This window comes from Pseudomonas wayambapalatensis (assembly GCF_049942315.1).
Taxonomy (GTDB): Bacteria; Pseudomonadota; Gammaproteobacteria; order Pseudomonadales; family Pseudomonadaceae; genus Aquipseudomonas; species Aquipseudomonas wayambapalatensis.
In genome coordinates this window covers 1-25,181 of sequence record NZ_JBNFMU010000122.1, presented here as the reverse complement: position 1 = coordinate 25,181, position 25,181 = coordinate 1, and the positions used below count along the sequence as shown (strand labels likewise).

The window sequence follows — 25,181 nt, the reverse complement described above, 5'->3', positions numbered from 1 at the left end:
GCCAAAATCAAGGGTGAGGACGTTCCAGGCGCAACGCTTGCGGGCTGTCCGGCAGCCGCTCGACCACACGCAGGCGCTCGGGTGATTGGCTGTCGCGCCAGGCCTTGAAGCGCGCCAGCTCGTCACCGACGGTCTTCAGCACCCACCCCAGCACGGCGATGTCATCGAGAAAACCGACACCGACGATCCAGTCCGGAATGGCATCCAGGGGGCTGACGAAATACAGCAGGCCAGCGACGATGGTCACCAAGGCCTTGGGACTGACGGCACGGTACTCGCCACGCCACCAGGCCAGACACAGGCTTTGCATCAGGCGCAGGTCGTCACGCAACTGGCCCAGCTTGGGGCCCTTGCGGGCCACGGCGAACAGCAACGCAGGCAGGCGGCCACGGCTGAGCAGGCGCTCGGCCAGCGGCAGAAAACGGGCAAAATTCCAGGGTGCGCTCATGGTGTCTCCAGCATCAGCCAGGAAGGTTATCCACATTTATTGTGGATAACCTTGTGAACAGGGCAGCGTTTTAGGGCGCTAGGCGCCCACGGAGCAAGGGTCTCGCTCAGATCGGGCGTTTTTTACACAACCGTTTCAGACAGGCAAACGATTTGCGTCAGACGTATGGTTGGCTACGCGTCAAGGTGCCTCATGCTCAGACAGTGAGACACCTGCAGCGTTCGCGTCAAGCGTGCGACCAAAATGAAAACGCCCCGTCGAAACGGGGCGTCAGGTGCGGCAGTTGCCAGATTACTTGGCCGGCGCTTCGGCAGGCTCGGCAGGTTCGGCGTCCAGCTTGCTCGGGTCCTTGATGGCCAGCAGCTCGAGGTCGAACACCAGTACCGAGTTCGCCGGGATCAGCGGGCTCGGGCTCTGGGCGCCGTAGGCCAGCTCGGCCGGGATGTACAGCTTGTACTTCTCGCCGACGTGCATCAGTTGCAGGCCTTCGACCCAACCTGGGATCACGCCGCTGACCGGCAGGTCGATCGGGCTGCCACGCTCGATCGAGCTGTCGAAGACCTTGCCATCGATCAGCTTGCCTTCGTAGTGGACGGTAACCACATCGGTCGGCTTGGGCTGCGGGCCATCGGCCTTCTTCACGACTTCGTACTGCAGACCCGAGGCGGTGGTGACCACGCCCGGCTTCTTGGCGTTGTCCTCAAGGAACTTCTTGCCCTTGGCGGCCGCTTCCTCGCTGGCCTTGGCCAGACGCTCCTCGGCGCGTTTCTGCAGCGCGGTGAAGGCTTCTACCAGTTCTTCGTCCTTCAGACGGGCTTCTTTCTTGCCGACTGCATCCTCGATACCCAGGGCCACCGCTTTGGAGTCCAGGTCATCCATGCCTTCCTGCGCCAGGCTCTTGCCCATGTTCAGGCCGATACCGTAGGAGGCCTTCTGTGCTGGGGTCTTCAGCTCGACGCTGCTGGTCTGAGCGTCGCAGCCAGCCAGGACCAGGCCTACCAGGGCAACCGCAGCCGCCAAACGATGCTGTTTCATGCTATTTCCTTGTTCATGCGCCATGAGGGCAATCAGGGTAAAGCCGCGAGCTTATCAGGCGGCCATGACCAATGGCTACCGGCATAGGAGCGGGTTTGTGCCAGGAAGTTCCTGTATGAAGGGATGTTCATCCCACGGTGAAAATCAAGGGTAGCTGCCGGCCCGGTATTCGCCCGCCACTTCCCGCAATACCTCGCACACCCATTGGGCTGCCAGCCCCTGCGGCAGGGCCGCGTTCCGGCAGATACCCACCGAGCCTCCCGGTTCGCGCACACCCAGGTCGAGCTCGACCAGCTCACCACGCTGCAGGTCGATCAGCACGGCGTCACGCGGTGCCACCCACACCGCATCGCTGCCCAGCAGGTAGCGCCGGCTCAAGGCCAGAGACAGGGTTTCCAGGCGTTGCCCCGGCATCTGGATACCGCACTGCACGAACAGGCTGTCGGCGTGCAGGCGAATGGTGGTACCTGCTGGCGGCAGCACCAGTGCGTAATCGCCGACCCGTGCCCGATCCAGGGGTTGGCGCGCGAGCAACGGATGGCCAGGACGCACCACCAGGCTCATGGACTCACTGTACAGGTGCTCGAACGACAGGCCCTGGATCTGCGGGCTGTCGGTCATCCGCCCGACCACCAGTTCCAGTTCGCCCAGGCGCAGTTGCCCCAGCAACTGTGCACTGATCCCGGTGACCACGCTGATCACCAACGCCTCATGACGCTGATGCAGGCGACACAGCACCTCCGGCATCAGCAACCCCTCGACCGTCGACAGCACACCTATGCGCACCTGCGACGGCGCCCGGGCCTCGCCGCGCACCGTGCTGACACCTTCGCGCAGGGCCTGCACGCTGGGCCCGGCGTAGCGCATGAAGCGGGTGCCCGCCGAGGTCAGCTCGACGCCCTGGCGGGTGCGCTCGAACAGGCGCGTCTCGAGCAAGTCCTCAAGTTCCTTGAGCGTCTTGGAAATCGCCGGCTGGCTGATCGCCAGGACATCGGCCGCCCTGGCCAGACTGCCCTGACGGGCGATCTCCAGAAAGCACAGCAGATGGCGGTACTTGATGCGGGTATCGAGGTTCATGCACGGCAGTGTAACGGTGTGCAGGAGGGCTGCAAGTCGTCTATGAATATCCTTTCCTACAACGACTCGATCCCATTCTGACAATGCGCAGCTTGCCCTCAAGCCCCTGGATTTGTAGGGTGCAGCTTTCCCCGGCAAGGAGCCAACCGATGTCGCTCTACCAAACCCAGGACCTATCACTAGACCTGGGCGCAGAGCTGCCGCAGGACAGCAGCATGAACATGCTGACGTTCCCGGAGCGCGGCACCACCTTGGTGATCGCCCGTAGCCCGCTCCCCGCAGACCACTCCTTCGATACCGTCTACCGCCAGCAGCTCGAACAACTGCGCAGTCGCCTCGATGCACACATCACCGAGCCTCAAGCCACGACCTGCGGCATGGCGCAAGCCATCCAGGGCCTGGAAGTCGGCCTGCAGTTCCAGCGTGGCGAAATTCGCTCGCACCAGCGTCAACTGGCCTATCCCCATGTGCAGGCACAGCGTCTTATGGTGCTGAGCTATAGCAAGGAGACACCGCTGTCGGAAAACGACCTCATGCACTGGCAAGCCATCAAGGCGAGCCTGCAGACACGCTGACACCCCTCCAGCAAGGAAGCCCGGATTCATGGCGCAGGACCTCCACGCCGCCCGCAAGGACGACCTGATACTGCACCCACCGTTGATGGCCGAGCTCACCAGCGCGCTGACCGAGGCGGTGGTCTATGCGGCCGCCACCGCCGCAGTGGGTGCGGCCTTGGGCGCCGCCGTCGCCGCCACCATCGGCACCGGCGGTGCGGCGGCTGCACTGGTGCCGGTGGCCGCCGGCCTGCTGGTAGGCGCGGCCAGTTCGCTGCCCGGCGGCGGCGACAAGAGCATCGGCGAACACATTTCCGACTTCAGTGACTGGGTCGGCAACTCGCTGTTCCCGCCCGAGCCCTATGGCGCCATCCTGACCGGCTCCGCCAACGTCCATATCAATGGCATGCCCGCTGCCCGTGCTGCCGGCATCAGCCTGGGCGTCGAGGCCTCGCCCGACAACCCCGAGCCCCCCTCCATCCTGGAAAACATCGGTGCCTACGCCATGGTCGGCGCCTCGATGATGCTCCCGATCATCGGCATGGCCCAGGACATCGCCAGCATCTTCAACCCGCCAGTCACCACACCGGCCGATCCCGGCACCCAGGAGCGGGGCGAGGATACCGTCACCTGCAGCAAGCACCCGGCCAAGAACTTCCTCGCCCAGGGTTCGGACAAGGTGTTCATCAATGGCCAACCCGCCGTGCGGGTGGGCGACAAGACTACTTGCGACGGCCCTGTGGGCATGACCTTCTCGCCCAATGTGCGCATCGGCGGCGGCACCCTGACCGTGCGCGACATCCGCGATGGCAAGAGCGCGCTGGCCAAGATCATCGGCATCGTCGCCGGCATGCTCCTCTCGCGCCGGGGTGGCAAGGCCCGCTCACGCCCAGGCAAGGCACCCAAGCCAAAGTCGATGATTCCAAAGTGCAAGGGCCATCCGGTGATCGTTTCCAGCGGTGCCAAGCTGCTCGACGGCCCTGACGACCTGGATTTCGCTCTCCCCGGCCTGCTGCCGATCGAGTGGGCCCGGCGCTACGACAGCAACGACACGCGCGGCGATGGCGTGTTCGGCCTGGGCTGGAGCCTGCCTTATGAAGTTCGCATCGAGCGTGTCCCCCACCCTGAAGGGGGCGAGCTGTGGGTCTATGTCGACGAGGAAGGCACGCGTATCGAACTGGGACGCCTGCAGCCAGGCAGCGCGCTGATCAGCAGCCTCGACGGCCTGGCGTTCTTCCACCAGGACGCCGGCGTCACCGTGGTCGAGGACATCTACAGCGGCCAGTACCAGGTGCTGCGCACCGACCCGCACGACCCGAGTCGTTCACGCCTGGTGCAACTGGGGGATCGCAACCTCAACCGCCTTGACCTGCTCTACGACAACGACGGCCGCCTGCAGTACCTGGTCGACACCTTCGGCCGCACGGTGGTCGAACTGCTCTACGACAGCATGCACCCTCGCCGCGTCGGCCAGGTGCAGCGCCTGTTCCTGCGCGAGGGCAACGACTTTGTGGTCGAGCGCCGTGAAACCCTCGCCACCTACGCTTACACCCCTGCCGCTCAACTGAGCGAAGTACGCGAGCCGGGCGGCCAGCTGCTTCGACGCTTCAGCTATACCCCTGAAGGGCTGATGGCCAGTCACACCCTGGCCAGCGGTGCGACCTTCCATTACCAGTGGCAACGTTTCGCCGCCGTCCCTCGCCCGACACCGCATCTGCCATCGCTGCTCGAGCCGCAGCCAGACCATGAGTGGCGGGTGATCCGTCACTGGAGCGAAGACGGCGAGGACTACCTTTTCCACTACGACCTGGGGCAGGGTCATACCGAGGTCACCGACAGCCTAGGTCGCAAGGAACATTTCGAGTGGGGCCCGTTGCACGAGGTATTGGTGTATGTAGATCCACTGGGCCAGCGCTGGCAGGAAGAGATCGTCCAGGGCCAGTTGCTGGCCAGCATCGACCCGCAAGGCGCCGAGTGGCGATACCACTACGATGCGCTCGGGCGCCTGATCGAAAGCCACGACCCGCTGGGGCGTTGCGAGCGCACCACCTACACCGAGCACTGGGCGCTGCCCACCCACATCAGCGATGGCGCCGGCCATACCTATCGCAACACCTACGACACCCGCGGCAACCTGATCAGTACCACCGACCCGCTGGGGCGCACCACGCGCTACCGTCACGATCGACAAGGCCGGGTGGAACAGGTCATCGATGCTCAGGGCAAGACCCGCCAGCTGGAATGGAACGCCCGAGGGCAACTGATTCGCTACAGCGACTGCTCCAACCGCACCACCCTCTGGCGCTACGACGAGCGCGGTCACCTGAGCGAAGTCTTCAACGGCCGCAACAACCGCACCCGCTATCGTTTCGACGCCCGTGGCCACCTGCTGGAAAGCACCCGCGCCGACGGGCGCGTCGACCGCTACCAGGTAAACCTGTCGGGGCAGTTGACCCAGCACATCGACCCCGGCCAGCAACTCACCCAATGGCACTACGACGAGCGTGGGCGCCTCAGCCAACGCACCGACGCCATGGGGCTCACCCTTCGCTTCGCCTGGGATGCGCACGACCGCCTGCAACGCCTGGAAAATGAAAACGGCGAGCACTACGCCTTCCACTGGGATGCCCTGGACCGCCTGGCCGCCCAGCACAACCTCGATGGCGGCGGTCACAGCTATCGCTACGATGCAGCGGGCAACGTCATCGAGGCGAGGCTGCACCCTGCCCGCGACGCCGAGCCGACCTTCCCCGGCAGCCCGCCGGAGCCCGAGGCTTCGATACAGTCGCAATATTTCGAATACGACGCCGCCGGGCGCCTGTTGCGCAAGCGCACCGACGACGGCGTCACCGACTACGAATACGACCTCGCCGACAACCTGCTGGCGATCACCTTCACCAACCTGCTGGGCGAGCCAAAACGGCTCGCCTTCAGTCATGACGCCCTCGGGCAACTGCTGAGCGAAACCGGGAAAGCGGGCCGGCTTGCCTACGAACATGACGAACTGGGCAACCTGCAGACCCTGACCCTGCCTGATGGCCGACGCCTCAATCATCTGTACTACGGCAGCGGCCACTTGCATCAGCTCAACCTCGACGGCCGGGTGATCTGCGATTTCGAGCGCGACGAGCTGCATGCCGAAGTCCTGCGAACACAAGGCCGGATCCAGACCCGGACCCGCTACGACAGCACCGGGCGCCTGCTGGAAAAAGCCCTGCATGTACAGGGCGCAGGCCCCGGCAGCCTGGCCCTGCTGAGCAAGCAGTATCGTTATGACGACAGTGACAACCTGATCGGCGAGGACTTCATCCAGTGTCAGCGAGCCCGCGACGGCGAGCCGCCCACGCACGCCCAGATCATCGGTCGCCTGTTCGGCACCGACGCCAGCGGCAATGTCCAGCGCGGTCAGGTTCGCTACGACTATGGCCCCACAGAACGCATCCATGGCACCAGCCGCACACGGCCTCATCGCAATGGCCAACAGGTCGAGCACTACGGCTACGACAAGGCCGGCAACCTGCTCGACGGTTACCCGATCAAGGGCTACGTACGGCACAACCGTCTAAAGGTCTACCAGGACAAGCGCTACCGCTACGACCGCTTCGGCCGCCTCAGCGAAAAACGTACTGGCGCGCACCTGATCCAGCGCTTCGAATACGACGCCGAGCACCGCCTGGTACGCGTACACCAGCAACGCGGGCCGGTGCACGAGCGGGTGGAATTCGACTACGACCCGCTGGGGCGCAGGATCGCCAAGCGCCTGTACCGCAACGATCACCCTACCCCTGTCAGCCAGACCCTTTTCCTCTGGCAGGGTCTGCGCCTGTTGCAGGAAATCCAGGACGACAAGCCCAGCCTGTACGTCTACGCCGACAGCGACAGCTACGAACCCCTCGCCCGCCTCGACGGCGCACCCGGCGCCGAACAGCTGCACTACTTCCACACCAACCTCGCCGGGTTGCCCGAGCAGCTCACCGATGAAAACGGCGTGACCGTGTGGCAAGGTGAGTTCGCGACCTGGGGCAAGTGTCGGGAAGAATGGCACCATGGCGGGCAGAACCGGCAGCAGAACCTGAGGTTCCAGGGGCAGTACCTGGACCGGGAGACGGGGCTGCACTACAACACGTTCAGGTTCTATGATCCGGAGGTGGGGCGGTTTACGCAGCAGGATCCGATTGGGTTGATCGGCGGGGTGAACCTATATCAATACGGGGCGAATACCGCATCGTGCATTGACCCTCTGGGACTGAGCGGATTCGACCCATTCGAGCATGGTGAACTCACGGATTTCCCGAAAGATCTGCATTTTGGCCAGAACAGGGCTGCGCCCCAGTTCAGCTCCATTGCTGCCCAGGTCCCTGAAATTGCAGGTAGACCTGTTCTTGACGTAGCGGATGATCTAAGAACTAATAAACTGTCTCCCGACAAGCTGCTGATCGCCTATACGAAAGATCCCGTCAGCGGCAAGTATGTAACACTCAACAACCGTGGGCTCGCTGCGCTCGTAAGCGCAAACAAATATCCAAAATATGCGATATTCGTTCCCTACCAGCATGCTCCTCCTCACCTCACAAAGGACTTCAAAAACAAACCGCCCTCGAAGTCGATTGATCTGACCCGCAACAAAGATGGGTCAGGACTCGTGACGCGCGTATCACCTTGTCCATGAACAGCACGAGATCATCGGTATGATAAAACTTCTCCCTCAGAAAGTTGACTTTCTAATCAACACCACTCAACTCAACGCAAGCTACGACGAAATAGGTGTTGCATCGATTCAGGTTGAGGCTCAGCGACTCGAACACATCGAAAAGAATACCTACACCATGGCAACGTTTGTTTTTGAACGCGTCGCTGAACTGCGCTGTATAACACTCAATTTTTTCGAGCATCAGTATCAAAACTACCAAATCTTGGGCAGTCAAGATGATGAAGTAAAAACTTGGCGTGAGACCGGGTTTCATCCTGACCCAAAATTCTATGAAGTCGTCGAATCAGCGCTGTTGGCAGAAAAGAATTCGCTCTATGATCCCGCCAACTTTCTTTCATTGAAGCATTACATCGTCGCGGGGTACGACAGCTACGTCGAGATCATCGCCGGCAGCTATCAATACGCTCTTGAGTAATTTTCCATGCAGGAAGACATCGCAGCGGAAGCTGATTTGTCAAATAAGTGCATGGCGTATGCCTTTAAAGCCGCACCTGCGCAAGGTAGGCGATGGAATTGTAGATGGTCGGCTTCAAGCCAGGCGCCAAAGGCATTAAAGGAGGGTGTTCATTATGAAAAATACCAGCAGAGATGTTCAGGAAACACTCCTATCACTGTACCGTGAGCACGAAGCTGTCAACAAGCTCTGGCACGATAAGCAATTCTTCTCAGAAATCCTGACCTCTGCACTTTCGGCCCAAGCCAACCGACCGGCGGGCACCGAAGTCAACGCCTGCGCTAACTACTTCATCAATCACACACTTGTCTTTCTTATCGACTCATCTGAAACTCTAATTACATTATTGAAATTGATAGCACAAAAGCCATTGCGCGCCACGCTGATCAGTCAATGGATTTCGAATGAGCTTGTAGCACTCTCACGAATCTCTGATTTCGCGCAGTATAAAGACATGAGTGCTCTAGCAAAAATCTCAGACACCGATACTGAGATGATTGCCAAACTCAGTGCACGCCACCTGATAAGACAGGCCGAGCCCAATAGCTTATCACTTTTAAACCTCACGCCCGCACATTTGAACCTGTGCAGGCACCTGCAGGAATATTTAATTTCCTGGGCATACGAAGAAGAAAAACTTGACGAATACGCCGTGAACACCTTTGAGCGTGAACACCCTAAGCAATACGACATGCTAAAAAGAATAAAAACGCAAAAGTTTCGACCCACTAAACAAAGACAACAATAATCCGCAAACCCCCAAGAACACCCAAGAACACCCACGCATAAAAATGGATAATACACTTAGTAACAAGCTACTAACTCTCAGAGCACAAAAATATGCTTCATACCTTCTTGGGATTCAGTCCTGTAAACTCAAACACCTGCGACCAGACGATTTCTCTTGGCATAGAGAAACGATTAATCACATGCACGCTGTCGCTGAGAAGGCAGATGGACGCTTACTGCCTCACCCAACGAAAGCAAATGAAGTCATATCGGCCATAACTGATGCCTCGAACACATACAAAGAATTTGAATGCTGGATGTTCTTCGAAAACAGAATAGGCCTAAATTTTTACGGGTACGATTTTGGTGCATTCCTAGGAAGTTTATTCAGACTCGACAAAAGCTACGACGCTCAATTGGCCTTCACTGATCCGGATTTCATCATATCGCTGAGCGACGATGAGCACGCCATCGAAATGCACATCGTCAGGTCGGCTCTGCCATCAAAAGGAATTTGAATCGTGGCGATGGTTCGCACTCTGTTCTGTCCACTCATCGATGCGAAAAAAGGCCGGTAGCATGAGCGACTATAATGCGGGGAAAATAGAGTTGTTTTCAGTCTGTTGCTCGACCTGCGCACCAAGCTTCAAGTCAGGTTGGATGGCCGTGAACCTATTTTTAGACAACCATCTCATCGGGGCCAACGAAGAGATCACGCAGATCGACACCTTCTTGAACATGATCGACGTCAAACTCGCAGATTATGATCTCGATTACGCTGACTCCCTAAAAAATCTGGACAAGTCAGCCGTCCTTTCCCAGATCGAGCAAGGGTACGAGCACGCTCAAAACTGGATTGATTCTCGCAAACTTGGTGCTCTGTTCCTGTCGCTGAACCTGACGCCCTGCCTTGATGGCGATGTCGTGGTTCTGCTCATGCTTGAAACAACGGACCGAGTCATCTGGAGAGCTCATGACGATGACGTGGTGCGAGAAATTTTCCTACCTCCTGGATACGTAAAAAACACACTGAACGATGTGATAAATTTTTTCAGCCCGCCCAAAAACCATGATTAGTTCTTTCGAAACCACATTGCTCGAGGTGCTCGGGCTCGTCGCAGATTTCGATCCAGAGTATGCACAATGGAGTTGCAAGCTCGGCACAGGCCCCCTCCGATTGGAGTTGGTCTACTCACTGGACGGTACTGTTTCGACATCGCTGTATCTTGACGACAGGCTTCTGGCGTTCAATTACGCCAGCGGGCTGCATTGCCTTTCGATTAACGAGGACGAGATCTCATGCGACATCATGTCCGGATCACTTAGGCGAACACTCACCATCAATATCAATTCGCTAAGAGTGAGGTGGCAGGACTTATGATTCAGGACACCCGTTGAAACCAACGCTCCCGCGAGTGCCCCTCAAGCCAAATGTACGCGCAGCGGTAGTTGAAAGCCGTGGAGCCACGTTCATCCGACGACCTGCAAAAGTGAGCCAGACCCAAGGCCTGCGCAGTACCTGTGGGAGCGGGTTTACCCGCGAAGCAAACACCGCGGTAGATGGCACCGGCTTTGCCGGTGTTCGCGGGCAAGCCCGCTCCCACAGGTACTGCACAGGCCGGGCAAGAGCCATACCGGCTAGAAACAGCGAATCTCGACCTGCCCCCCTTCCATCCGCACCGGCCACACGCGCAACCGCTGCCCCGCATCCTCCAGGCAACGCCCATCACGCAAGCTGAAATGCTGCTTGTACAACGGCGCCGCCACCACCAGCTCGCCTTGCAGGCTGCCGATCAATCCCCGCCCGATAACATTGGCCCCTGAACGTGGGTCGCGGTTGTCCACGGCATACAGTGTCTGCTCCTGCCCGGGCAGGTAGAACAGCGCGACCTGTTCGCCGTCGAGCCAGACCACCACCCCCGAGTCGGCAATCAGATCATCGACCCGGCACACTGACTGCCAGATATCCTTTGATGCAACGACAGCATTAGACAGGTTCATCAAACGAGCTCCTCGACAGTAGGGATCAACTCTAGCGGCGTAGCCGGTCGACGCTGTTCGCGCTCACGCACGAAATGCACATCCGGGTCAGGCCGCTGGTCGTTGACGAAGGTGCGGAAGCGCTTGAGCTTCTCCGGGTCTTTCAAGGCGTTGGCCCATTCGCATTCGTAGCGGTCGACCACATGCTGCATCTGCGCTTCCAGCTCGTCGGCGAGGCCCAGGCTATCGTCGAGAATCACCGCCTTGAGATAGTCCAACCCGCCGTCCAGGCCTTCGCGCCACACCGAGGTGCGCTGCAGTTTGTCGGCGGTGCGGATGTAGAACATCAGCACGCGGTCGATCAGGCGGATCAGGGTGTCGTCGTCCAGATCGGTGGCGAACAGTTCGGCATGGCGCGGGCGCATGCCACCGTTGCCACAAACGTACAGGTTCCACCCCTTGTCGGTGGCGATCACGCCGATATCCTTGCTCTGCGCCTCGGCGCATTCACGGGTGCAGCCGGACACCGCGAACTTGAGCTTGTGCGGCGAGCGCAGGCCCTTGTAGCGGTCTTCGATACGCAGGGCCATGGCAACGCTGTCCTGCACGCCGTAGCGGCACCAGGTGCTGCCCACGCACGACTTCACCGTGCGGGTCGACTTGCCGTAGGCGTGGCCGGTTTCGAAGCCCGCCTCGATCAGCTCGCCCCAGATCAGCGGCAACTCGTGCAACTGCGCGCCGAACAAATCGATGCGCTGGCCGCCGGTAATCTTGGTGTAGAGGTCGTATTTCTTCGCCACCTGGCCGATCACGATCAACTTGTCGGGGGTGATTTCACCACCCGGGATGCGCGGCACCACCGAGTAGGTGCCGTTCTTCTGCATGTTGGCCATGAAGGTGTCGTTGGTGTCCTGCAGCGGTACCAGCGAGGGGTCCATGATCGGCTGGTTCCAGCACGAGGCGAGGATCGAACCCACGGTCGGCTTGCAGATGTCGCAACCGACATGGCCCTTGCCGTGGCGCTCGAGCAGCTCGTTGAAGGTTCGAATCCCCTCGACGCGCACCAGTGCATACAGCTCCTGGCGGGTATAGGCAAAGTGCTCGCACAGGCTCTTGTCGACGGTCACGCCGCGCGCGGTCAGTTCGTGCTCGAACACCTGCTTGAGCAGCGCCGCACAGCCACCACAGCCGCTGGCCGCCTTGGTGCAGCCCTTGACCGCCGCCAGGTCCGCGCAGCCACTGTCGATGGCCGCGCAGATCGCGCCCTTGCTGACGTTGTGGCAGGAGCAGATGGTCGCGCTGTCGGGCAGGGCATCGGCGCCCAGCGTCGGCGCGCCGCCGCTCTGCGGCAGGATCAGCGCCGCCGGATCCTGCGGCAGGGCGATGCCGCTTTGCACGTACTGCAGCAGCGTGTCGTAGTAGCTGTTGTCGCCGACCAGCACCGCGCCGATCACCCGCTTGCCGCTGGCGTCGACCACCAGGCGGCGGTAGCTGGCGTTGGCCTCGTCGATGTATCGGTAGCTGCGGGCGCCCGGGGTGGCGCCGTGGGCGTCGCCGATGGAGCCGACATCGACCCCCAGCAGCTTGAGCTTGGTCGACATGTCGGCACCGCTGAACTCGGCACTGGCCGCGCCGACCAGCAGCGCAGCGAGGTTGCGCGCCATGCTGTAGCCGGGCGCGACCAGCCCGAACACGCTGCCGTTCCACGACGCACACTCGCCGATGGCGAAGATCCGTGGATCGCTGGAACGGCAGTTGCCGTCGATGACCACGCCGCCGCGCGGCGCGATCTCCAGCTCGCAGGCACGCCCCAGGGCGTCACGCGGACGGATACCGGCAGAGAACACGATCAGGTCGGTTTCCAGGTACTCACCACCATCGAAATTCATGCGGTGGCGATACTCTTCTCCCGGGTCGATCGACTGGGTGGCGCGAGACAGATGCACGCCGACACCCAGCGCTTCGATCTGCGCACGCAAGGCCGCGCCTCCTTCATGATCGAGCTGCACCGGCATCAGCCGTGGCGCGAACTCCACGACATGAGCCTCCAGCCCCAGCGACTTGAGCGCATTGGCAGCCTCAAGGCCCAGCAGCCCACCGCCGACCACCACGCCACGCCGGGCCCCGGCAGCCGAGGCGCGGATGTCGTCAAGATCGTCGAGGGTGCGGTAGACCAAGCAGGCCGTGCCCGTGGAGCCTTCGATCGGCGGTACGAACGGGTAGGAGCCGGTGGCAAGGATCAGTTGGTCATAACCGTAGCGCCCCTGGGCGGTGACCACCTCGCCCAGCGTGCGGTCGATCTCCAGCACAGCTTCGTGCAGGTGCAGGTGCACGCCGTGCTGGGCATAGAAGTCGGGCTCGCACATAGCTAGTGTCTCGGCGCTACTGCCGGCGAAGTATTCCGACAAGTGCACACGGTCATAGGCGCGCTGGCGCTCCTCGCCGAACACGCGCAGCTCGAAGCGCGCCAGGGCACCACGTTCGATCAGTTGCTCGACCAGGTGATGACCGACCATGCCGTTGCCGACAATGACCAGTCGCTCTCGTTGTCCGCCGTTCGCTGTTGCCTTCATAGCCGATCCTCGATCACGGTGTGCGGGGCGTGCCCGCGGCAAAGACAAAAAAAGGCGCCTGGAGCCGAAGCTCCAGGCGCCTTTGCCTGTACTCATCAGTGTGAGGCCCCTGTTGATCGCCGTTGATCAGTGGGGCTGTGTTGTAAACCGTTGAAAGCAGGGAGCGTGCCAAGGTCGGAATGGGTGCTGGCGCTGTCGCGTTGCAAGCCCGCTCCTGCGGGGTATGCAGCGTTGCGCGACCTGTGGCAGCGGGCGTGTCCGGCGACGGCGCCGCACGCGGCAACGCCTCAAGCCGGTGCACCCCTCCCCATCCCGGTGCACTCAATACACATCGCGTCGATAACGCTTGTTCTTGCCCAATTCCTCGACATAAGCCGCTGCCGCCTCGGCGCTCATCCGCCCGTGCTCGGCCACGACCTGGCGCAACGCAGCATCGACATCCTTGGCCATGCGCTGGGCATCGCCGCAAATGTAGAAGTACGCCCCCGCCTCCAGCCACTGCCACAGCTCGGCGCCCTGCTCGAGCATGCGCTGCTGCACGTACAGCTTCTCGGCCTGGTCACGCGAGAACGCCGTGCTCAGGCGCAGATGACCGCTGGCCTCCCAGGCCTGCAACTGCTCGCGGTAATAGAAATCGAAGGCAGCATGCTGCTCACCGAAGAACAGCCAGTTGCCGCCGGTCGCACCGCGGGCTTCGCGCTCTTCGAGAAAGGCACGAAACGGCGCGATACCGGTGCCAGGGCCGACCATGATGAGCGGTGAGGCATCGTCGTCCGGCAGTCGGAAATGCCGCGCGACCTGCGGGAAGATCGCCACCTCCAGCATTTCGGCGCGCTCGGCGAGGAAGCTTGAACTCACACCCTTTCGCTGGCCATAGCGCACGGTTGAAACGGTCAGGTGCACCTGCTGTGGATGGACCTTGGGGCTGGAGCTGATCGAGTACATGCGTGGCTGCAAGGGTTTGAGCAGGGTCAGCCAGTGCTCCAGCGACAGTTGCGGCGCGAATGCCGCGAGCACATCGGCCAACTGCCGCCCCCACAGCCACTCCTTGAGTTCGGCCTTGTGCTCGGGCAGCAGCAGCCGGCGCAGTTCACCTGCCTGCGGCGCCTGGCTGAAGGCGGCAAGCTGCTGCGACGTGACCCGGGCGATCTCCAGATGCCGCTCCATCGCCTCGGCCAACGGCATCGTCGGCAAGTCGGGCAGTTGCACGCACGTCTGGCCATCGAGCCCCATCAGGCCGAGCAGCTCCTGGACCAGCGCCGGGCAGTTGCGCGGCCAGACACCCAACGCATCGCCTGCCTCGTAGACCAGCCCGGTGCCTTGCAGGTCGAACACCACCTGGCGTGTCTCCTTTGTCGCTCCGGGCGCATTGAGCACACGGTTCTCGATGATGGGAGCCAGGCAGGGTTGCTGCTTGCCGAACACCCGCGCCGGCGGGGCTATGACGGGCGCTTCGGCCGTCGGCCCGAGCAGCGGCAGCAACGCCTGCAGCCAGGCGGCGAACGATGGGTCGAAGTCCGGTTCGCAATCGACCCGATCGAGCAGACGTCGGCCGCCCAGTTCAGCCAGGCGCTGGTCGAGCTTGCGGCCAAAGCCGCAGAACTGGTCGTAGCTGGAGTCACCCAGCGCCAGCACGGCGAAGGGCAGTGCCGCACACTGCGCCCCCTCCTCGCCCTGCAGCGCCTGCCAGAACGCCGAAGCGCAGTCAGGCGCATCGCCGTCACCAAAGGTGCTGGTGATCAGCAGCACGCTGGCGGCGCCACGCAATTGGCCGGGGCTGACTGCATCCATGCAGCTCAGCTCGACCGCCAGGCCCGCTTCGCGCAGATGGGCCGCACAGCGCTCGGCCAGCGCCTCGCCATTGCCGGTCTGCGAGGCCCACAGCACCCGATGCCGGGCGACCTCGGCCATGGCGACCGGCGCCACCACCGGCTGGGCGAACAGGCCGGCGATCAAGCCATCGACGAACAGCCGACTGGCGGGCGCCAGCGGCGCACCGGGCGGCAGGCTGGGCACACCCGGTGTACGCGCCTGCCCAAGGCCGAGCAGGAAGCCCTGCAGGTAATGACGCTCCTCGTCAGCCAGGACGGGGGCCGGCAGGCTGTCCAGGCCGAGCAGGCGAGACAGGGTGTCGGTGGGCATGGTGGCAGGCTCCGTAGGGATCGCGCAGGGCAGCTCGAGTGCCTCGATGCGTTCGCCCGCAACCCGCTCCAGGGTCACGGCGCAATGCTTGAAGGCCGGTTGCAGGGAAGTTGGATCGACCGCGTCGCAGGTCACGGCGTTGATCGCCAGTTGCTCGCCATACAGGTCGTTCCAGTGAAAAGGGGCAAAGCAGTTGCCGACCAGCACCCGCTCGCTGATGCGTGCCGGCAGCACGGCCTGGCCGCGGCGCGAGCGAATCGCCACCTGGTCCTTGTCGGCGATGCCCAGGCGTCGGGCGTCCTGCGGATTAATCTCGACGAAGGGACCGGGCTCGAGCTTGTTCAGGCTCGGCACCTTGCCGGTCTTGGTCAGGGTGTGCCACTGGTGCTGCACGCGGCCGGTGTTGAGCACCAGCGGAAAGTCGGCATCCGGCAGCTCGGCCGGCGCCAGCCAGGGCCGGGCGAAGAACCGCGCCTTGCCACTGGGCGTGGGAAAGACCAGTGCGGGGCGTTCGCCCTGGGCATCGTGCAGCAGCGCCTGGCTGCTGCCGTCGTTGAGATAGCGCAGCGGGCTGCGGTCGTCCGCGCGCCCGGGCGCACTTGGCCACTGGCGCGGTTTGTCGCGTAGCTCGGCGTAGCCGATGCCGCGCAGGTCATAGCCGGTGGCGGGGTTCCAGAAACGGCGGATCTCGTCGTACACCGCTTCGGCATCGGCATAGCTGAACGCCTCGGCATAGCCCATGGCACAAGCGATGCGGGCAATGATGCGCCAATCCTCAAGGCTTTCGCCGGGCGCTGCGACTGCACGCGGCATCAGGGTGAGGTTGCGCTCGCTGTTGATCATCACACCCTCGCCCTCGGCCCACAGCGCGGCAGGCAGGAGGATATCGGCATGGCGGTTGGTCTCGGTGTCGAGGAAAGCGTCCTGGGCGATCACCAACTGCGCCTCGTGCAGGCCGTCGATCACCTGCTGGCGGTTGGCGACGCTGGCCACCGGGTTGCTGCAGATGATCCAGCAGGCCTTCACTTCCCCGGCCTTCATCTGCTCGAACAGCGCCACCGTGCCTTCACCGCCTTCGCTGCGCAGCGCGCCCGGCGCCAGGCCCCACTGCTGCTCGACAAAAGCACGGTCGCCCGCCACCTGCGCCGAACGCTGGCCCGGCAGGCCTGGGCCCATGTAGCCCATCTCACGGCCGCCCATGGCGTTGGGCTGGCCGGTCAGCGAGAACGGTCCGCTGCCAGGACGGCAGATCGCGCCGGTGGCCAGGTGCAGGTTGCACAGCGCGTTGCTGTGCCAGGTGCCATGGATGCTCTGGTTGAGGCCCATGGTCCAGCAGCTCATCCACTCCGACGCCCCGCCGATCCAGGCAGCCGCCTGGCGGATATCGGCCTCGGCAAGGCCGGTCAGGGCCGCGACCCGCTCGGGGGTATAGTCGGCGAGAAAGGCCGGCATGTCGTCCCAGCCCTCGGTGTGGCGGGCGATGAAATCGCTGTCGGTGTGGCCGTTCTCGTGCAGCAGGTAGAGCAAGCCGTTGAGCAGGGCCAGATCACTGCCCGGGCGCACCTGCAGGAACAGGTCGGCCTTGTCGGCAGTGGCACTGCGGCGCGGGTCGACGACAATCAGCCTGGCCCCGGCCTTGACTCGGTCGAGCAGGCGCAGGAACAGGATCGGATGACAGTCGGCCATGTTGGCGCCAATGACGAAGAACACCTCGGCGCGCTCGAAATCCTGGTAGCTGCCCGGCGGGCCGTCGGCGCCCAGCGACTGCTTGTAGCCGCTGCCGGCACTGGCCATGCACAGCCGCGAGTTGGACTCGATATGGCGCGTGCGGATAAAGCCCTTGGCCAGCTTGTTGGCCAGGTACTGAGCCTCCAGCGACATCTGCCCTGACACATAGAGCGCCACGGCATCCGGCCCGTGCTGGTCGATGATCGCGCGCAGGCGTGCGGCCGATTGCGCAATGGCCTCGTCCATGCCCGTGCGCACCGGCTGCTGGCTGCGCTGCTGGCGCACGAAAGCGTGCTCCATGCGCCCGGCAGCGGACAGTGGCAGGTGTGCGGTGAGGCCCTTGGTGCACAGGCGTCCGAAGTTGCTCGGGTGCTGTTTGTCGCCGCTGACCTTGGTGACCTTGCCCTCGACCACGGTCATGACGATGCCGCACCCGACCCCGCAATACGGGCAAACGCTGCGCACCTCGCTGCTGCTCATGGGCGGTCTCCCTGAAAACGCAAAAGGCGCCGGCTACCCGGCCTGCAGGGCAAGCGGGTAACACGGCGCCTTTGTCGTGAAGATGTAGGGCCCCTCGGCGTTGAGGGGTCCGGATGCAGCTGAATCAGCAATTTGCGGGCCAGTTGCGCGATGGCGGTGGCCATGTCGCGGACAAACCCGCGCCCACAGGCCTGCGCAGCCCCAGAGGGCGGGTCGACCCGCGAAAACATCGACGCGATATCCGCCCCGTCTTGATGCCCCCGCGCACCAGAAGATGACACGACGCCCAACCGACTATATGATCCGTATACGTTTCATATACCAGGAAGACTCCCCATGGGCATCGTCAAGATCTGCGACGACCTCCACGAAGACCTGCGCATCGCCAGCGCCGCGATGTCGCGCTCGATCAACGCCCAGGCCGAACACTGGATCCGCATCGGCATGCTTGCCGAACTGCATCCCCAGGCCACTTACCAGGAACTGCTGCGCCAACTGTTGCGTCAGGAACAAGCGAATCTCAAGGAGCTGCTGCAATGAGCGAGGTGATACTCAAGAACCCGGAGCAGCTGGCACTGATGCGCAGGGCCGGGCAGTTGCTGGCACAGGTGTTCGCCGACCTCGACGGTTTCATCCGCGCCGGGGTGACCACGATGCAGATCAACGACCGCGCCGAAGCCTTCATCGTCGAGACGCTCAAGGCACGTCCGGCAAGCAAGGGCCAGTACGGCTTCCCCTATTCGCTGAACACCTCGGTGGACCACGTCGTCTGCCACGGCATGCCCAGGGTTGACGAGGTGCTGCAGGAAGGCTCGATCATCAACGTCGATATCACCCTGGAACAGGGCGGCTATATTGCCGACTCGTCGAAGATGTACCGCATCGGCGCAATCAGCGAGGAGGCCCGGCGCCTGGTCGACACCACCTACGAGGCGCTGTGGAAAGGCATCGAACAGGTGCGCCCCGGCGCCACCCTGGGCGATATCGGCCACGCCATCCAGCAGTTCGCCGAGGCGGCGGGCTACAGCGTGGTGCGCGAGTACTGCGGCCACGGCATCGGCCGGCAGATGCACGAAGCGCCGCAGGTGCTGCACTATGGCCAACGCGGCATGGGCCTGAAACTCAAGCCGGGGATGGTGTTCACCATCGAGCCGATGATCAACCAGGGCGCCCGCGGCACACGCACGCTGAAAGATGGCTGGACGGTGATCACCCGCGATGGCGGGCTGTCGGCGCAGTGGGAGCACACGGTCGCGGTGACCGAGCAGGGCTATGAAGTGCTGACGCTGCGAGCGGAAGAAGGCCGGCGTTGAGGCCTGCGTAGACGGCCCCCTTGCTGCCTCTCTACAATCGCGCCACACCCCTCGCCCCGGACACTCTTCATGGACGAATCCGCACAGCATTGGCTGCACGCCCTCTCCGCCCCGATGGCCGCACTCAACGGTGCCAGCTACACCGCCGCCGAGTACTTCGAAGGCGAAGACCAGACTGACCTGGAAAGCGGCTGGGGCATCAGCACCCGTGCCCAGTTGCTCGACGTGCTCGGCATGGCCGACAACGGCCACGCCAGCGAGATGAGCAACGCCTACTGGCAGTTCCAGCGCTGCCTGCCAAGCCAGTGGCAGGCGCTGCTCGCAACCCTGACGCCACGTGACCGGGTCAAGTACAGCTACGCCGCACGCACCTTTCCCGACTGCGGCCCGGGCGGAACCCGCGCCTGGGACATCGGACGCATGAGCTTTCTGCTGCGCGCCGGGGTGAAAAAGGGCCATATCAGCCGCGACGAAAGCCTCTACCTGCACTATCGCCTGGCCTTGCGCGCCCGCCATTACTACAACCGCTGGGACAGCTACATCGCCGGGTACCTGTTCGGCAAGGCGCTGTGGAATGTCTCCGACAGCAGCGACGAGACCTTTGCCGCCAACCTGGAGCGCCAAGGCAACGAACACTGGAATCGCTGCATTGCCCTGAACCTGAGGATCGGCGCCAACGCGCTGCTCGCCGACCTGCCCTGGGAGCTGCCGTTGCCCGAGCCGGAACGCCCGGCATCACTGGAAGAGGACTGCTGGTCATGAGTTGCTGGATTCGCCTGGGCATCGAGCCGACCCAGGACCTCGACACCATCCGCCAGGCCTACCGCGGCCGCCTGCCGACGCACCATCCGGAAACCGACCCCGAAGGCTTCCAGGCCCTGCGCGCCGCCTACGAAGAAGCGCAGCGCCTGGCGCGTGAACACGCCGAAACCGGCGCGGCGCCCGAGCAGCAAGCAGCCGACGGGCAGAGCGAAGCGTCCACCAGCGAAGCCTTCGAGGCGTTCCATGCACTGCTCGAAGACTCCACTCGCCGTTACCAACCCCAAGCCTGGCAGGACTACATCGCCCAGCTCGACGAACTGCCCCTGGAGCAACTGGAAGACCTCAGCTGGCGACTGCTGCACAACCTGCGCAACTGCGGACCGATCTCGTACCAGTGCGCGCGCCTGCTGGCCCGGCGCATGGGCTGGGCCGAGCAGTTGCTGCGCCTGGCGCCGGAGGATGCCCAGGAGATAGAAGCCTTCCTGCAACGCATCGAGGAGCCCGATCCGTTCGACACCCGCCTGATGCACAGCTGGTCGCCCGCCGCGCAACTGGAAACCCTTTGGTACTTCCGCAGCCTTGGCTACTACCATCAGGAGCGCCCGCTATTCGAGTACGCACAGTTCGCCGGATACCACACCTGCGTGGCGTTCCCTGACGACGAACACCTGGTCCAGCGTCTGACCGAACAGTTCAGCCAGGTCGGCATCGGCAGCCTCACCCTGCATGCACGCCTGCAGTTGCAGCACCAGCAGGCGCCGGACGATGTCGACCTGCTGTTCCTGCTGGCCCGCCAGGCCGACGCCCTGGGCGCCGAGCAGCAAGCCCTGGACTGCTGGCTACGGCTGTGGCGCGAACATCGCCACCCGCAGGCCGAACGCTGGCTGCTCGACCTCTGCGCGCGCTACCAGCCGCAACGCCTGCCCCTGCTGATCCAGGCCCTCGACCAGCAGAGCACACCCGAGACCTGGCCCGCCGACCTGGCCGATCCGGCACAGGTCTTGGGCAGCCCGGCACAGTCGCCGCAGACACTGGCGCGCTGGTCCGAAGCCTCGCGCCTGGGCCTTGAGGGCATCGCCGCCACCTACATCGACTGGCGCCTGGACGGCGACGACGAACTGCCGCTGCTCGCCTGGCTGTTGCCCAACCAGGAAGATCGCGAACTGCACCGCCGCTACTGGCAGGCCTGGGCCCTGCAACGCGGTGAAGCCGGCTTGCTGCGCACCATTGTCGATGAGCGCCTGGGCAACGACCCGCTCGATGCCTTGATCCTCGAGGGCTTCCAGCGCCAGGCTGCGCAGCAACTGCATTGGCTCGAACACTCACCGGTGGCGCGTGTACTGGCGGAGTACTGCGCACGTGACGAGGGGCCTGTGGAACTGCCAGAGGCGCTCAAGTCCGACGCACTGCATCCGGCCTGCCGCGAGTGGCTGCGGCGGATGCGGGTTTATTCGCCGCGAGCGCTGAGCGAGCTGAACGAACATTTCGACATGCGCCGCATGTTCACCGTGCCGTTCGGCCTGGTGCTGATGGAAGAACTGGCACTGAACGGCATCGAGCTACCGCCGATGGTCGAGGGCGAAGCACTGTGGAACTGGCATCGCCAGCAGTTGTTCATGCTGGCCACGGCGCAACAGCCGCAACGCTGGCTGGACCTGGCGCCACCGCAACTGGCCGCCCAGCTCACCTATCCGAGCGACCATCCGTTCGCCCCCCTGCACAAGGTGCTGATCGCCCGTCAGGCTCAGTTCAACGAACACAATGCCCTGCTCGGCTGGATGGACGATCGCGACCCGATGCAGGCCCTGGTTGCCAGCCGCCTGCAAACCCTGGGCTACGTGTTCGGCAGCACTCGCCTGCCCGGCGCGGTCCGCCTGCTCGAATGCCTGGAAGAAGACGTTGGCACCCTCGACGACCACCCACTGGGCTACATGCTGCTGTGCGCCGTGCTGTACCACGACCCCGAGCTCGATGCTCAACAGCGCGCCCGCTTGCGCGAGCGCCTCGAGGCACTGAACAACGACAGCCCCTGGTTCGCTCCGCTGCGCGACGGCCTGATCGCCGGCAAGGTCAAACGCCCGCCGCGCCAAGCGGTGGAGCAGGAAGAGAAGGTCGACGGCAAGCTGCTCAACGAGATCCTCGACGCCTTCAATCACCTGGTCAAATCCGCATCCCCGCCAGGCACCCGCGCCTTGATGCGCCTGCAGAAAGCCAAGGACGATCCGGACCAGGACACCGGCCTGCGCTGCGCCAGCATGGCGATACTGGCCCGCGCCGAGCGCCTGCTGATGGCTCGCGTCAGCCAGACGCCGGTGCCGTCCTGGGCGTTCTGGCGCCTGGACAGCCGCCTCAATCGCAGCGACCTGATCGCCCACGTGATCGTGCTGCTGCTCGCTGGCACGGTGCTGACCACCGCAACCAAGAGCCCGATGCTCTGGACCCTTGTCGTATTGCTGCTGTTGACATCCTTCCTGCGGCGCTTGCGCGACTTGGGCCAGGGCGTCTGGGCACTGGTGGGGCTGCTGGCCGTCAGCCGCCTGCTGCCATTCGCACCGCTGCTTCTGGTGGGGCTACCCGGCGACAAGCTGGCCAACCGCTATGGCCCTTCACCGGACGACCCCGACCAGTTGCAACTGGGCCTGCAAGTGGCCCTGCGGCGCCTGAACCATCCCTGATCAGTAGCGCAGCTCGTCCAGCGCCTGGCTCAACTGCTGGCGCTGGCGACTGATCTCGCTGGCCTGCTGGCCAGCGAGCACGGCGTTGAAGGCATCCAGCCAACTGCCGATAAGGTCGCGCTCATCCCCCAGGCTCTGCATCCAGGCGCGCTCCAGGCGAGCCAGCAGGGTGCGGTTGGGCAAGGCGTCGCGCGGGTGAATCTTCAATCTCGCCAGGCGCTCGTGGCTGGCCTGGCGGGCGTCGCTGTCCAGCCCGGTCGGGCTGCGGTCGATGCTGTGGCTGTGCTTGTGCCCGGTTTCGAGGAACGTCACGTCCACTTCGAGCAGGCCATTGATGTCGTAGCTGAAGCGCACATCCAGCGACTGCACCTGGCCGGTCGGCTGCAACGGGATCTCGAAGCTGTCGACCAGAATGTTGTCGCGCACCCATGGCCGCTCACCCTGGTACACGGCGATGCGCACCACTTTCTGTTCCGGATGGCTGCTGTAGAAGCGCTGCACACGCGAGGTGGGGATCACCGTGTTGCGTTCGATGATCGGGGTAAAGGCTCCGGACACTTCCTCGCCACGGGACGAGGCGACCCCCAGGGTGTAAGGACAGACGTCGGTCAGGATCAACTCGTCGATCGCCGAATCCCGCGCCTTGCAGGCTGCCTGGCTGGCGGCGCCAAGAGCGACGATGGTGTCCGGATCGAGGTGGCGGTACGGCAGGCGGCCGAACAGCTTGGCCACCAGTTGCTGGATCTGCGGCATGCGCGTGGCCCCACCGACCAGCACCAGGCTGTCCAGTTCGCGCGGGCTCAGGCGCGCATCACGCAGGGCCTGCTCGATGGGGGTCCGCACCCGTGCCAGCAACGGCGCCCAGATCGACTGCAACCGGGCCTGGTCGAGCACCCATTCGCGGGCCTGGCCATCGCCGCTCCAGTTCAGGGTGCGGCTGCCCTCGCCCACCTCGCGTTTCAGTTGCTCGATCGCATCATGCAGGCTCGACAGCGCCTGGGGCTCCAGGGCTTCGGCACTGAGGTTCCAGTCACGCAGGCAGGCATTGAGCAAGGCCTCGGTGAAATCCTCGCCCCCCAGATAGTTGTCACCGGTTGAAGCATGCACTTCGATCAGCGGCAAGGCGTATTCCAGCACAGTGACGTCGAAGGTCCCGCCGCCCAGGTCGAACACCAGGGTGCGCTCGAACTTCTGCTCGTGCAGCCCGTAGGCCATGGCGGCCGCGGTCGGCTCGTTGATCAGGCGCTGCACTTTCAGCCCCGCCAGCTCCGCAGCGAAGACCGTGCGCTTGCGCTGTTCGTCGCTGAAATAGGCCGGCACCGAGATCACCGCTTCGCTGACCGGGCACCCCAGATACGCTTCGGCATCCTGCTTCAACGCGCCCAGCACCAGGGCCGAGAGCTCTTCGGGGGTGAAACGGTGCTCGCCGAGCTCGAAGCGCTTGTCACTGCCCATGTAGCGCTTGAAGGCCGCAGCGGTGCGATGGGGATGGGTGGTCAGCCGGGCGCGGGCAGCGCTGCCCACCAGGATGCTGCCATCGTCGTCGACGCTGACCACCGACGGCGTCAGCACCTCGCCCACGGCGTTGGCGATCAGCTGCGCCTTGCCGTCCTGCCAGACTGCGATAAGGCTGTTGGTGGTCCCCAGGTCGATACCCAGCAGTGGGGTCGACGGCGTGGGCGTTGGAGAGGTGCTGGCATCCTGCATGGTCGGTCTCTGCTTGCAAGGTAGAGCCGGCGCGCGGCCTGCTGGCTGCATCCGGCGTGTAGGGGGATTCTGACGCAATGGGCCAGCGAGTTGAAGGCGTAGATGCGAACCCGGCGTGCCTGCTGCCCCAGGGCGGCATCAGCGACGGGAAAAATATTCATCGAACACGGGAATAGAAGCCGACACCGAGGCGTTGTTCCTGCATGGCCGATGCATAAAGCCATCATTCCCCCGAACAGATTCGAATAACCGCCAGAGGTATCTCTCATGTTGAAGAAAAGCGCACTCGTTCTTTCATTGGCTCTGACCTGCGTGTCTGGCCTGGCCTTGGCGGGCGCCCCCGCGAAGGTCGGCGACAGCGCCCTTGGCAAGGTCCTGGTCGACAGCAAAGGCCTGACCCTCTACACCTTCACCAAGGACAGCGCTGGCAAGTCGGCGTGCAACGGTCAATGTGCGCAGAATTGGCCGCCGCTGGCCGCCGGCCCCTACGCCAAGGCCGCCGATGACTACAGCGTGATTACCCGTGACGACGGCAGCAAGCAGTGGGCTTACAAAGACCAGCCACTGTACAGTTGGGTCAAGGATCAGAAGCCGGGCGATACCACCGGCGAAGGTGTCGGCCAGGTCTGGCACGTGGCCAAACCCTGAAGCTGAAACGCCCCGGGGACTGTCGACCGACAGCCCCCGGGGCGTTTTGCGAGGCACAAACAAAAAAAGCGACCCTAAGGTCGCTTTCTTTGTGGCTTCCGGGTGTTCAGTGGGCCCTGGAAGCTGGAATATGGCGCAGCGGACGGGACTCGAACCCGCGACCCC

General features: G+C 63.3%; 18 protein-coding genes. 11 read left to right on the top strand and 7 right to left on the bottom strand.

Translation table 11 applies throughout. The annotated features are described in order from the left end of the window. Positions 1-7: 7 nt before the first annotated feature. The 3 genes from ACPZMI_RS06600 to pcaQ all read right to left on the bottom strand — a co-directional run bounded on the left by ACPZMI_RS06600 (position 8) and on the right by pcaQ (position 2,560). Entirely contained in the window at positions 8-448 is a 441-nt protein-coding gene (locus tag ACPZMI_RS06600; protein WP_426351905.1) for a YkvA family protein, read from the bottom strand. A 291-nt stretch (positions 449-739) separates the two neighbouring features. Further along, the gene (gene bamJ / locus ACPZMI_RS06595) at positions 740-1,483 is read right to left on the bottom strand and encodes a BamJ family beta-barrel-assembly machinery protein (protein ID WP_186667077.1); all 744 of its coding nucleotides are present in this window, start codon (positions 1,481-1,483) and stop codon (positions 740-742) included. Positions 1,484-1,627: 144 nt separating this feature from the next. Then, entirely contained in the window at positions 1,628-2,560 is a 933-nt protein-coding gene (gene pcaQ / locus ACPZMI_RS06590; protein ID WP_186667079.1) for a pca operon transcription factor PcaQ, read from the bottom strand. A 149-nt stretch (positions 2,561-2,709) separates the two neighbouring features. Between pcaQ and ACPZMI_RS06585 the strand changes: the two genes are divergently transcribed. The 6 genes from ACPZMI_RS06585 (at position 2,710) to ACPZMI_RS06560 (ending at position 10,085) form a co-directional block, all read left to right on the top strand. Continuing rightward, positions 2,710-3,135: a DcrB-related protein gene (locus ACPZMI_RS06585; protein WP_426351904.1), complete on the top strand. Its 426-nt coding sequence runs from the start codon at positions 2,710-2,712 to the stop codon at positions 3,133-3,135. A gap of 28 nt (positions 3,136-3,163) precedes the next feature. After that, the gene (locus tag ACPZMI_RS06580; protein WP_426351903.1) at positions 3,164-7,783 is read left to right on the top strand and encodes an RHS repeat-associated core domain-containing protein; all 4,620 of its coding nucleotides are present in this window, start codon (positions 3,164-3,166) and stop codon (positions 7,781-7,783) included. Positions 7,784-7,802: 19 nt separating this feature from the next. Further along, positions 7,803-8,240 carry a hypothetical protein gene (locus tag ACPZMI_RS06575; RefSeq protein ID WP_186711492.1) on the top strand — a complete coding sequence of 146 codons (438 nt, stop codon included), beginning with the start codon at positions 7,803-7,805 and terminating at the stop codon, positions 8,238-8,240. A gap of 154 nt (positions 8,241-8,394) precedes the next feature. Then, a complete protein-coding gene (locus tag ACPZMI_RS06570; protein ID WP_186711491.1) occupies positions 8,395-9,027 on the top strand; it encodes a hypothetical protein in 633 nt (210 codons plus the stop codon). 181 nt (positions 9,028-9,208) lie between these two features. After that, positions 9,209-9,526, top strand: coding sequence for a hypothetical protein (locus ACPZMI_RS06565; RefSeq protein WP_186711490.1), 318 nt, complete (start codon positions 9,209-9,211; stop codon positions 9,524-9,526). A gap of 61 nt (positions 9,527-9,587) precedes the next feature. After that, complete coding sequence (locus tag ACPZMI_RS06560; RefSeq protein ID WP_426351902.1) at positions 9,588-10,085, top strand: Imm42 family immunity protein; 498 nt, start codon at positions 9,588-9,590, stop codon at positions 10,083-10,085. A gap of 561 nt (positions 10,086-10,646) precedes the next feature. On the opposite strand, the gene nirD is transcribed toward ACPZMI_RS06560, so the two are convergent. The 3 genes from nirD to ACPZMI_RS06545 all read right to left on the bottom strand — a co-directional run bounded on the left by nirD (position 10,647) and on the right by ACPZMI_RS06545 (position 17,911). Next, positions 10,647-11,009: a nitrite reductase small subunit NirD gene (gene nirD, locus ACPZMI_RS06555; protein WP_426351901.1), complete on the bottom strand. Its 363-nt coding sequence runs from the start codon at positions 11,007-11,009 to the stop codon at positions 10,647-10,649. Beyond that, complete coding sequence (nirB, locus tag ACPZMI_RS06550; RefSeq protein ID WP_426351900.1) at positions 11,009-13,561, bottom strand: nitrite reductase large subunit NirB; 2,553 nt, start codon at positions 13,559-13,561, stop codon at positions 11,009-11,011. Before nirB ends, nirD begins: the two co-directional genes overlap by 1 nt. A gap of 321 nt (positions 13,562-13,882) precedes the next feature. Next, positions 13,883-17,911, bottom strand: coding sequence for a bifunctional nitrate reductase/sulfite reductase flavoprotein subunit alpha (locus ACPZMI_RS06545; RefSeq protein WP_426351899.1), 4,029 nt, complete (start codon positions 17,909-17,911; stop codon positions 13,883-13,885). A gap of 336 nt (positions 17,912-18,247) precedes the next feature. Here ACPZMI_RS06545 and ACPZMI_RS06540 point away from each other — a divergent pair, with 336 nt between their 5' ends. The 4 genes from ACPZMI_RS06540 to ACPZMI_RS06525 all read left to right on the top strand — a co-directional run bounded on the left by ACPZMI_RS06540 (position 18,248) and on the right by ACPZMI_RS06525 (position 22,661). Beyond that, complete coding sequence (locus ACPZMI_RS06540; protein WP_054890915.1) at positions 18,248-18,451, top strand: ParD-like family protein; 204 nt, start codon at positions 18,248-18,250, stop codon at positions 18,449-18,451. Next, a complete protein-coding gene (gene map, locus ACPZMI_RS06535) occupies positions 18,448-19,224 on the top strand; it encodes a type I methionyl aminopeptidase (RefSeq protein ID WP_426351898.1) in 777 nt (258 codons plus the stop codon). Before ACPZMI_RS06540 ends, map begins: the two co-directional genes overlap by 4 nt. A gap of 69 nt (positions 19,225-19,293) precedes the next feature. Beyond that, positions 19,294-19,986, top strand: coding sequence for a DUF1266 domain-containing protein (locus tag ACPZMI_RS06530; RefSeq protein WP_186667097.1), 693 nt, complete (start codon positions 19,294-19,296; stop codon positions 19,984-19,986). Continuing rightward, complete coding sequence (locus ACPZMI_RS06525) at positions 19,983-22,661, top strand: molecular chaperone DnaJ (protein ID WP_426351897.1); 2,679 nt, start codon at positions 19,983-19,985, stop codon at positions 22,659-22,661. The genes ACPZMI_RS06530 and ACPZMI_RS06525 overlap by 4 nt, the downstream gene beginning before the upstream one ends. Here ACPZMI_RS06525 and ACPZMI_RS06520 read toward each other — a convergent pair whose 3' ends face one another. Further along, positions 22,662-24,368: a molecular chaperone HscC gene (locus tag ACPZMI_RS06520; RefSeq protein WP_186667102.1), complete on the bottom strand. Its 1,707-nt coding sequence runs from the start codon at positions 24,366-24,368 to the stop codon at positions 22,662-22,664. Between the two features lie 267 nt (positions 24,369-24,635). Between ACPZMI_RS06520 and ACPZMI_RS06515 the strand changes: the two genes are divergently transcribed. Further along, positions 24,636-25,016: a COG4315 family predicted lipoprotein gene (locus tag ACPZMI_RS06515; protein ID WP_426351896.1), complete on the top strand. Its 381-nt coding sequence runs from the start codon at positions 24,636-24,638 to the stop codon at positions 25,014-25,016. Positions 25,017-25,181 lie beyond the last annotated feature (165 nt).

Coding starts and splice junctions, on each gene's coding strand:
- map (WP_426351898.1), top strand. CDS start 18,448: ATGAGCGAGGTGATACTCAAGAACCCGGAGCAGCTGGCACTGATGCGC.
- ACPZMI_RS06580 (WP_426351903.1), top strand. CDS start 3,164: ATGGCGCAGGACCTCCACGCCGCCCGCAAGGACGACCTGATACTGCAC.
- ACPZMI_RS06585 (WP_426351904.1), top strand. CDS start 2,710: ATGTCGCTCTACCAAACCCAGGACCTATCACTAGACCTGGGCGCAGAG.
- ACPZMI_RS06525 (WP_426351897.1), top strand. CDS start 19,983: ATGAGTTGCTGGATTCGCCTGGGCATCGAGCCGACCCAGGACCTCGAC.
- nirD (WP_426351901.1), bottom strand. CDS start 11,009: ATGAACCTGTCTAATGCTGTCGTTGCATCAAAGGATATCTGGCAGTCA.
- ACPZMI_RS06520 (WP_186667102.1), bottom strand. CDS start 24,368: ATGCAGGATGCCAGCACCTCTCCAACGCCCACGCCGTCGACCCCACTG.
- ACPZMI_RS06600 (WP_426351905.1), bottom strand. CDS start 448: ATGAGCGCACCCTGGAATTTTGCCCGTTTTCTGCCGCTGGCCGAGCGC.
- ACPZMI_RS06570 (WP_186711491.1), top strand. CDS start 8,395: ATGAAAAATACCAGCAGAGATGTTCAGGAAACACTCCTATCACTGTAC.
- ACPZMI_RS06530 (WP_186667097.1), top strand. CDS start 19,294: ATGGACGAATCCGCACAGCATTGGCTGCACGCCCTCTCCGCCCCGATG.
- ACPZMI_RS06560 (WP_426351902.1), top strand. CDS start 9,588: ATGAGCGACTATAATGCGGGGAAAATAGAGTTGTTTTCAGTCTGTTGC.
- ACPZMI_RS06540 (WP_054890915.1), top strand. CDS start 18,248: ATGGGCATCGTCAAGATCTGCGACGACCTCCACGAAGACCTGCGCATC.
- ACPZMI_RS06565 (WP_186711490.1), top strand. CDS start 9,209: ATGCACGCTGTCGCTGAGAAGGCAGATGGACGCTTACTGCCTCACCCA.
- ACPZMI_RS06575 (WP_186711492.1), top strand. CDS start 7,803: ATGATAAAACTTCTCCCTCAGAAAGTTGACTTTCTAATCAACACCACT.
- pcaQ (WP_186667079.1), bottom strand. CDS start 2,560: ATGAACCTCGATACCCGCATCAAGTACCGCCATCTGCTGTGCTTTCTG.
- ACPZMI_RS06515 (WP_426351896.1), top strand. CDS start 24,636: ATGTTGAAGAAAAGCGCACTCGTTCTTTCATTGGCTCTGACCTGCGTG.
- nirB (WP_426351900.1), bottom strand. CDS start 13,561: ATGAAGGCAACAGCGAACGGCGGACAACGAGAGCGACTGGTCATTGTC.
- bamJ (WP_186667077.1), bottom strand. CDS start 1,483: ATGAAACAGCATCGTTTGGCGGCTGCGGTTGCCCTGGTAGGCCTGGTC.
- ACPZMI_RS06545 (WP_426351899.1), bottom strand. CDS start 17,911: ATGAGCAGCAGCGAGGTGCGCAGCGTTTGCCCGTATTGCGGGGTCGGG.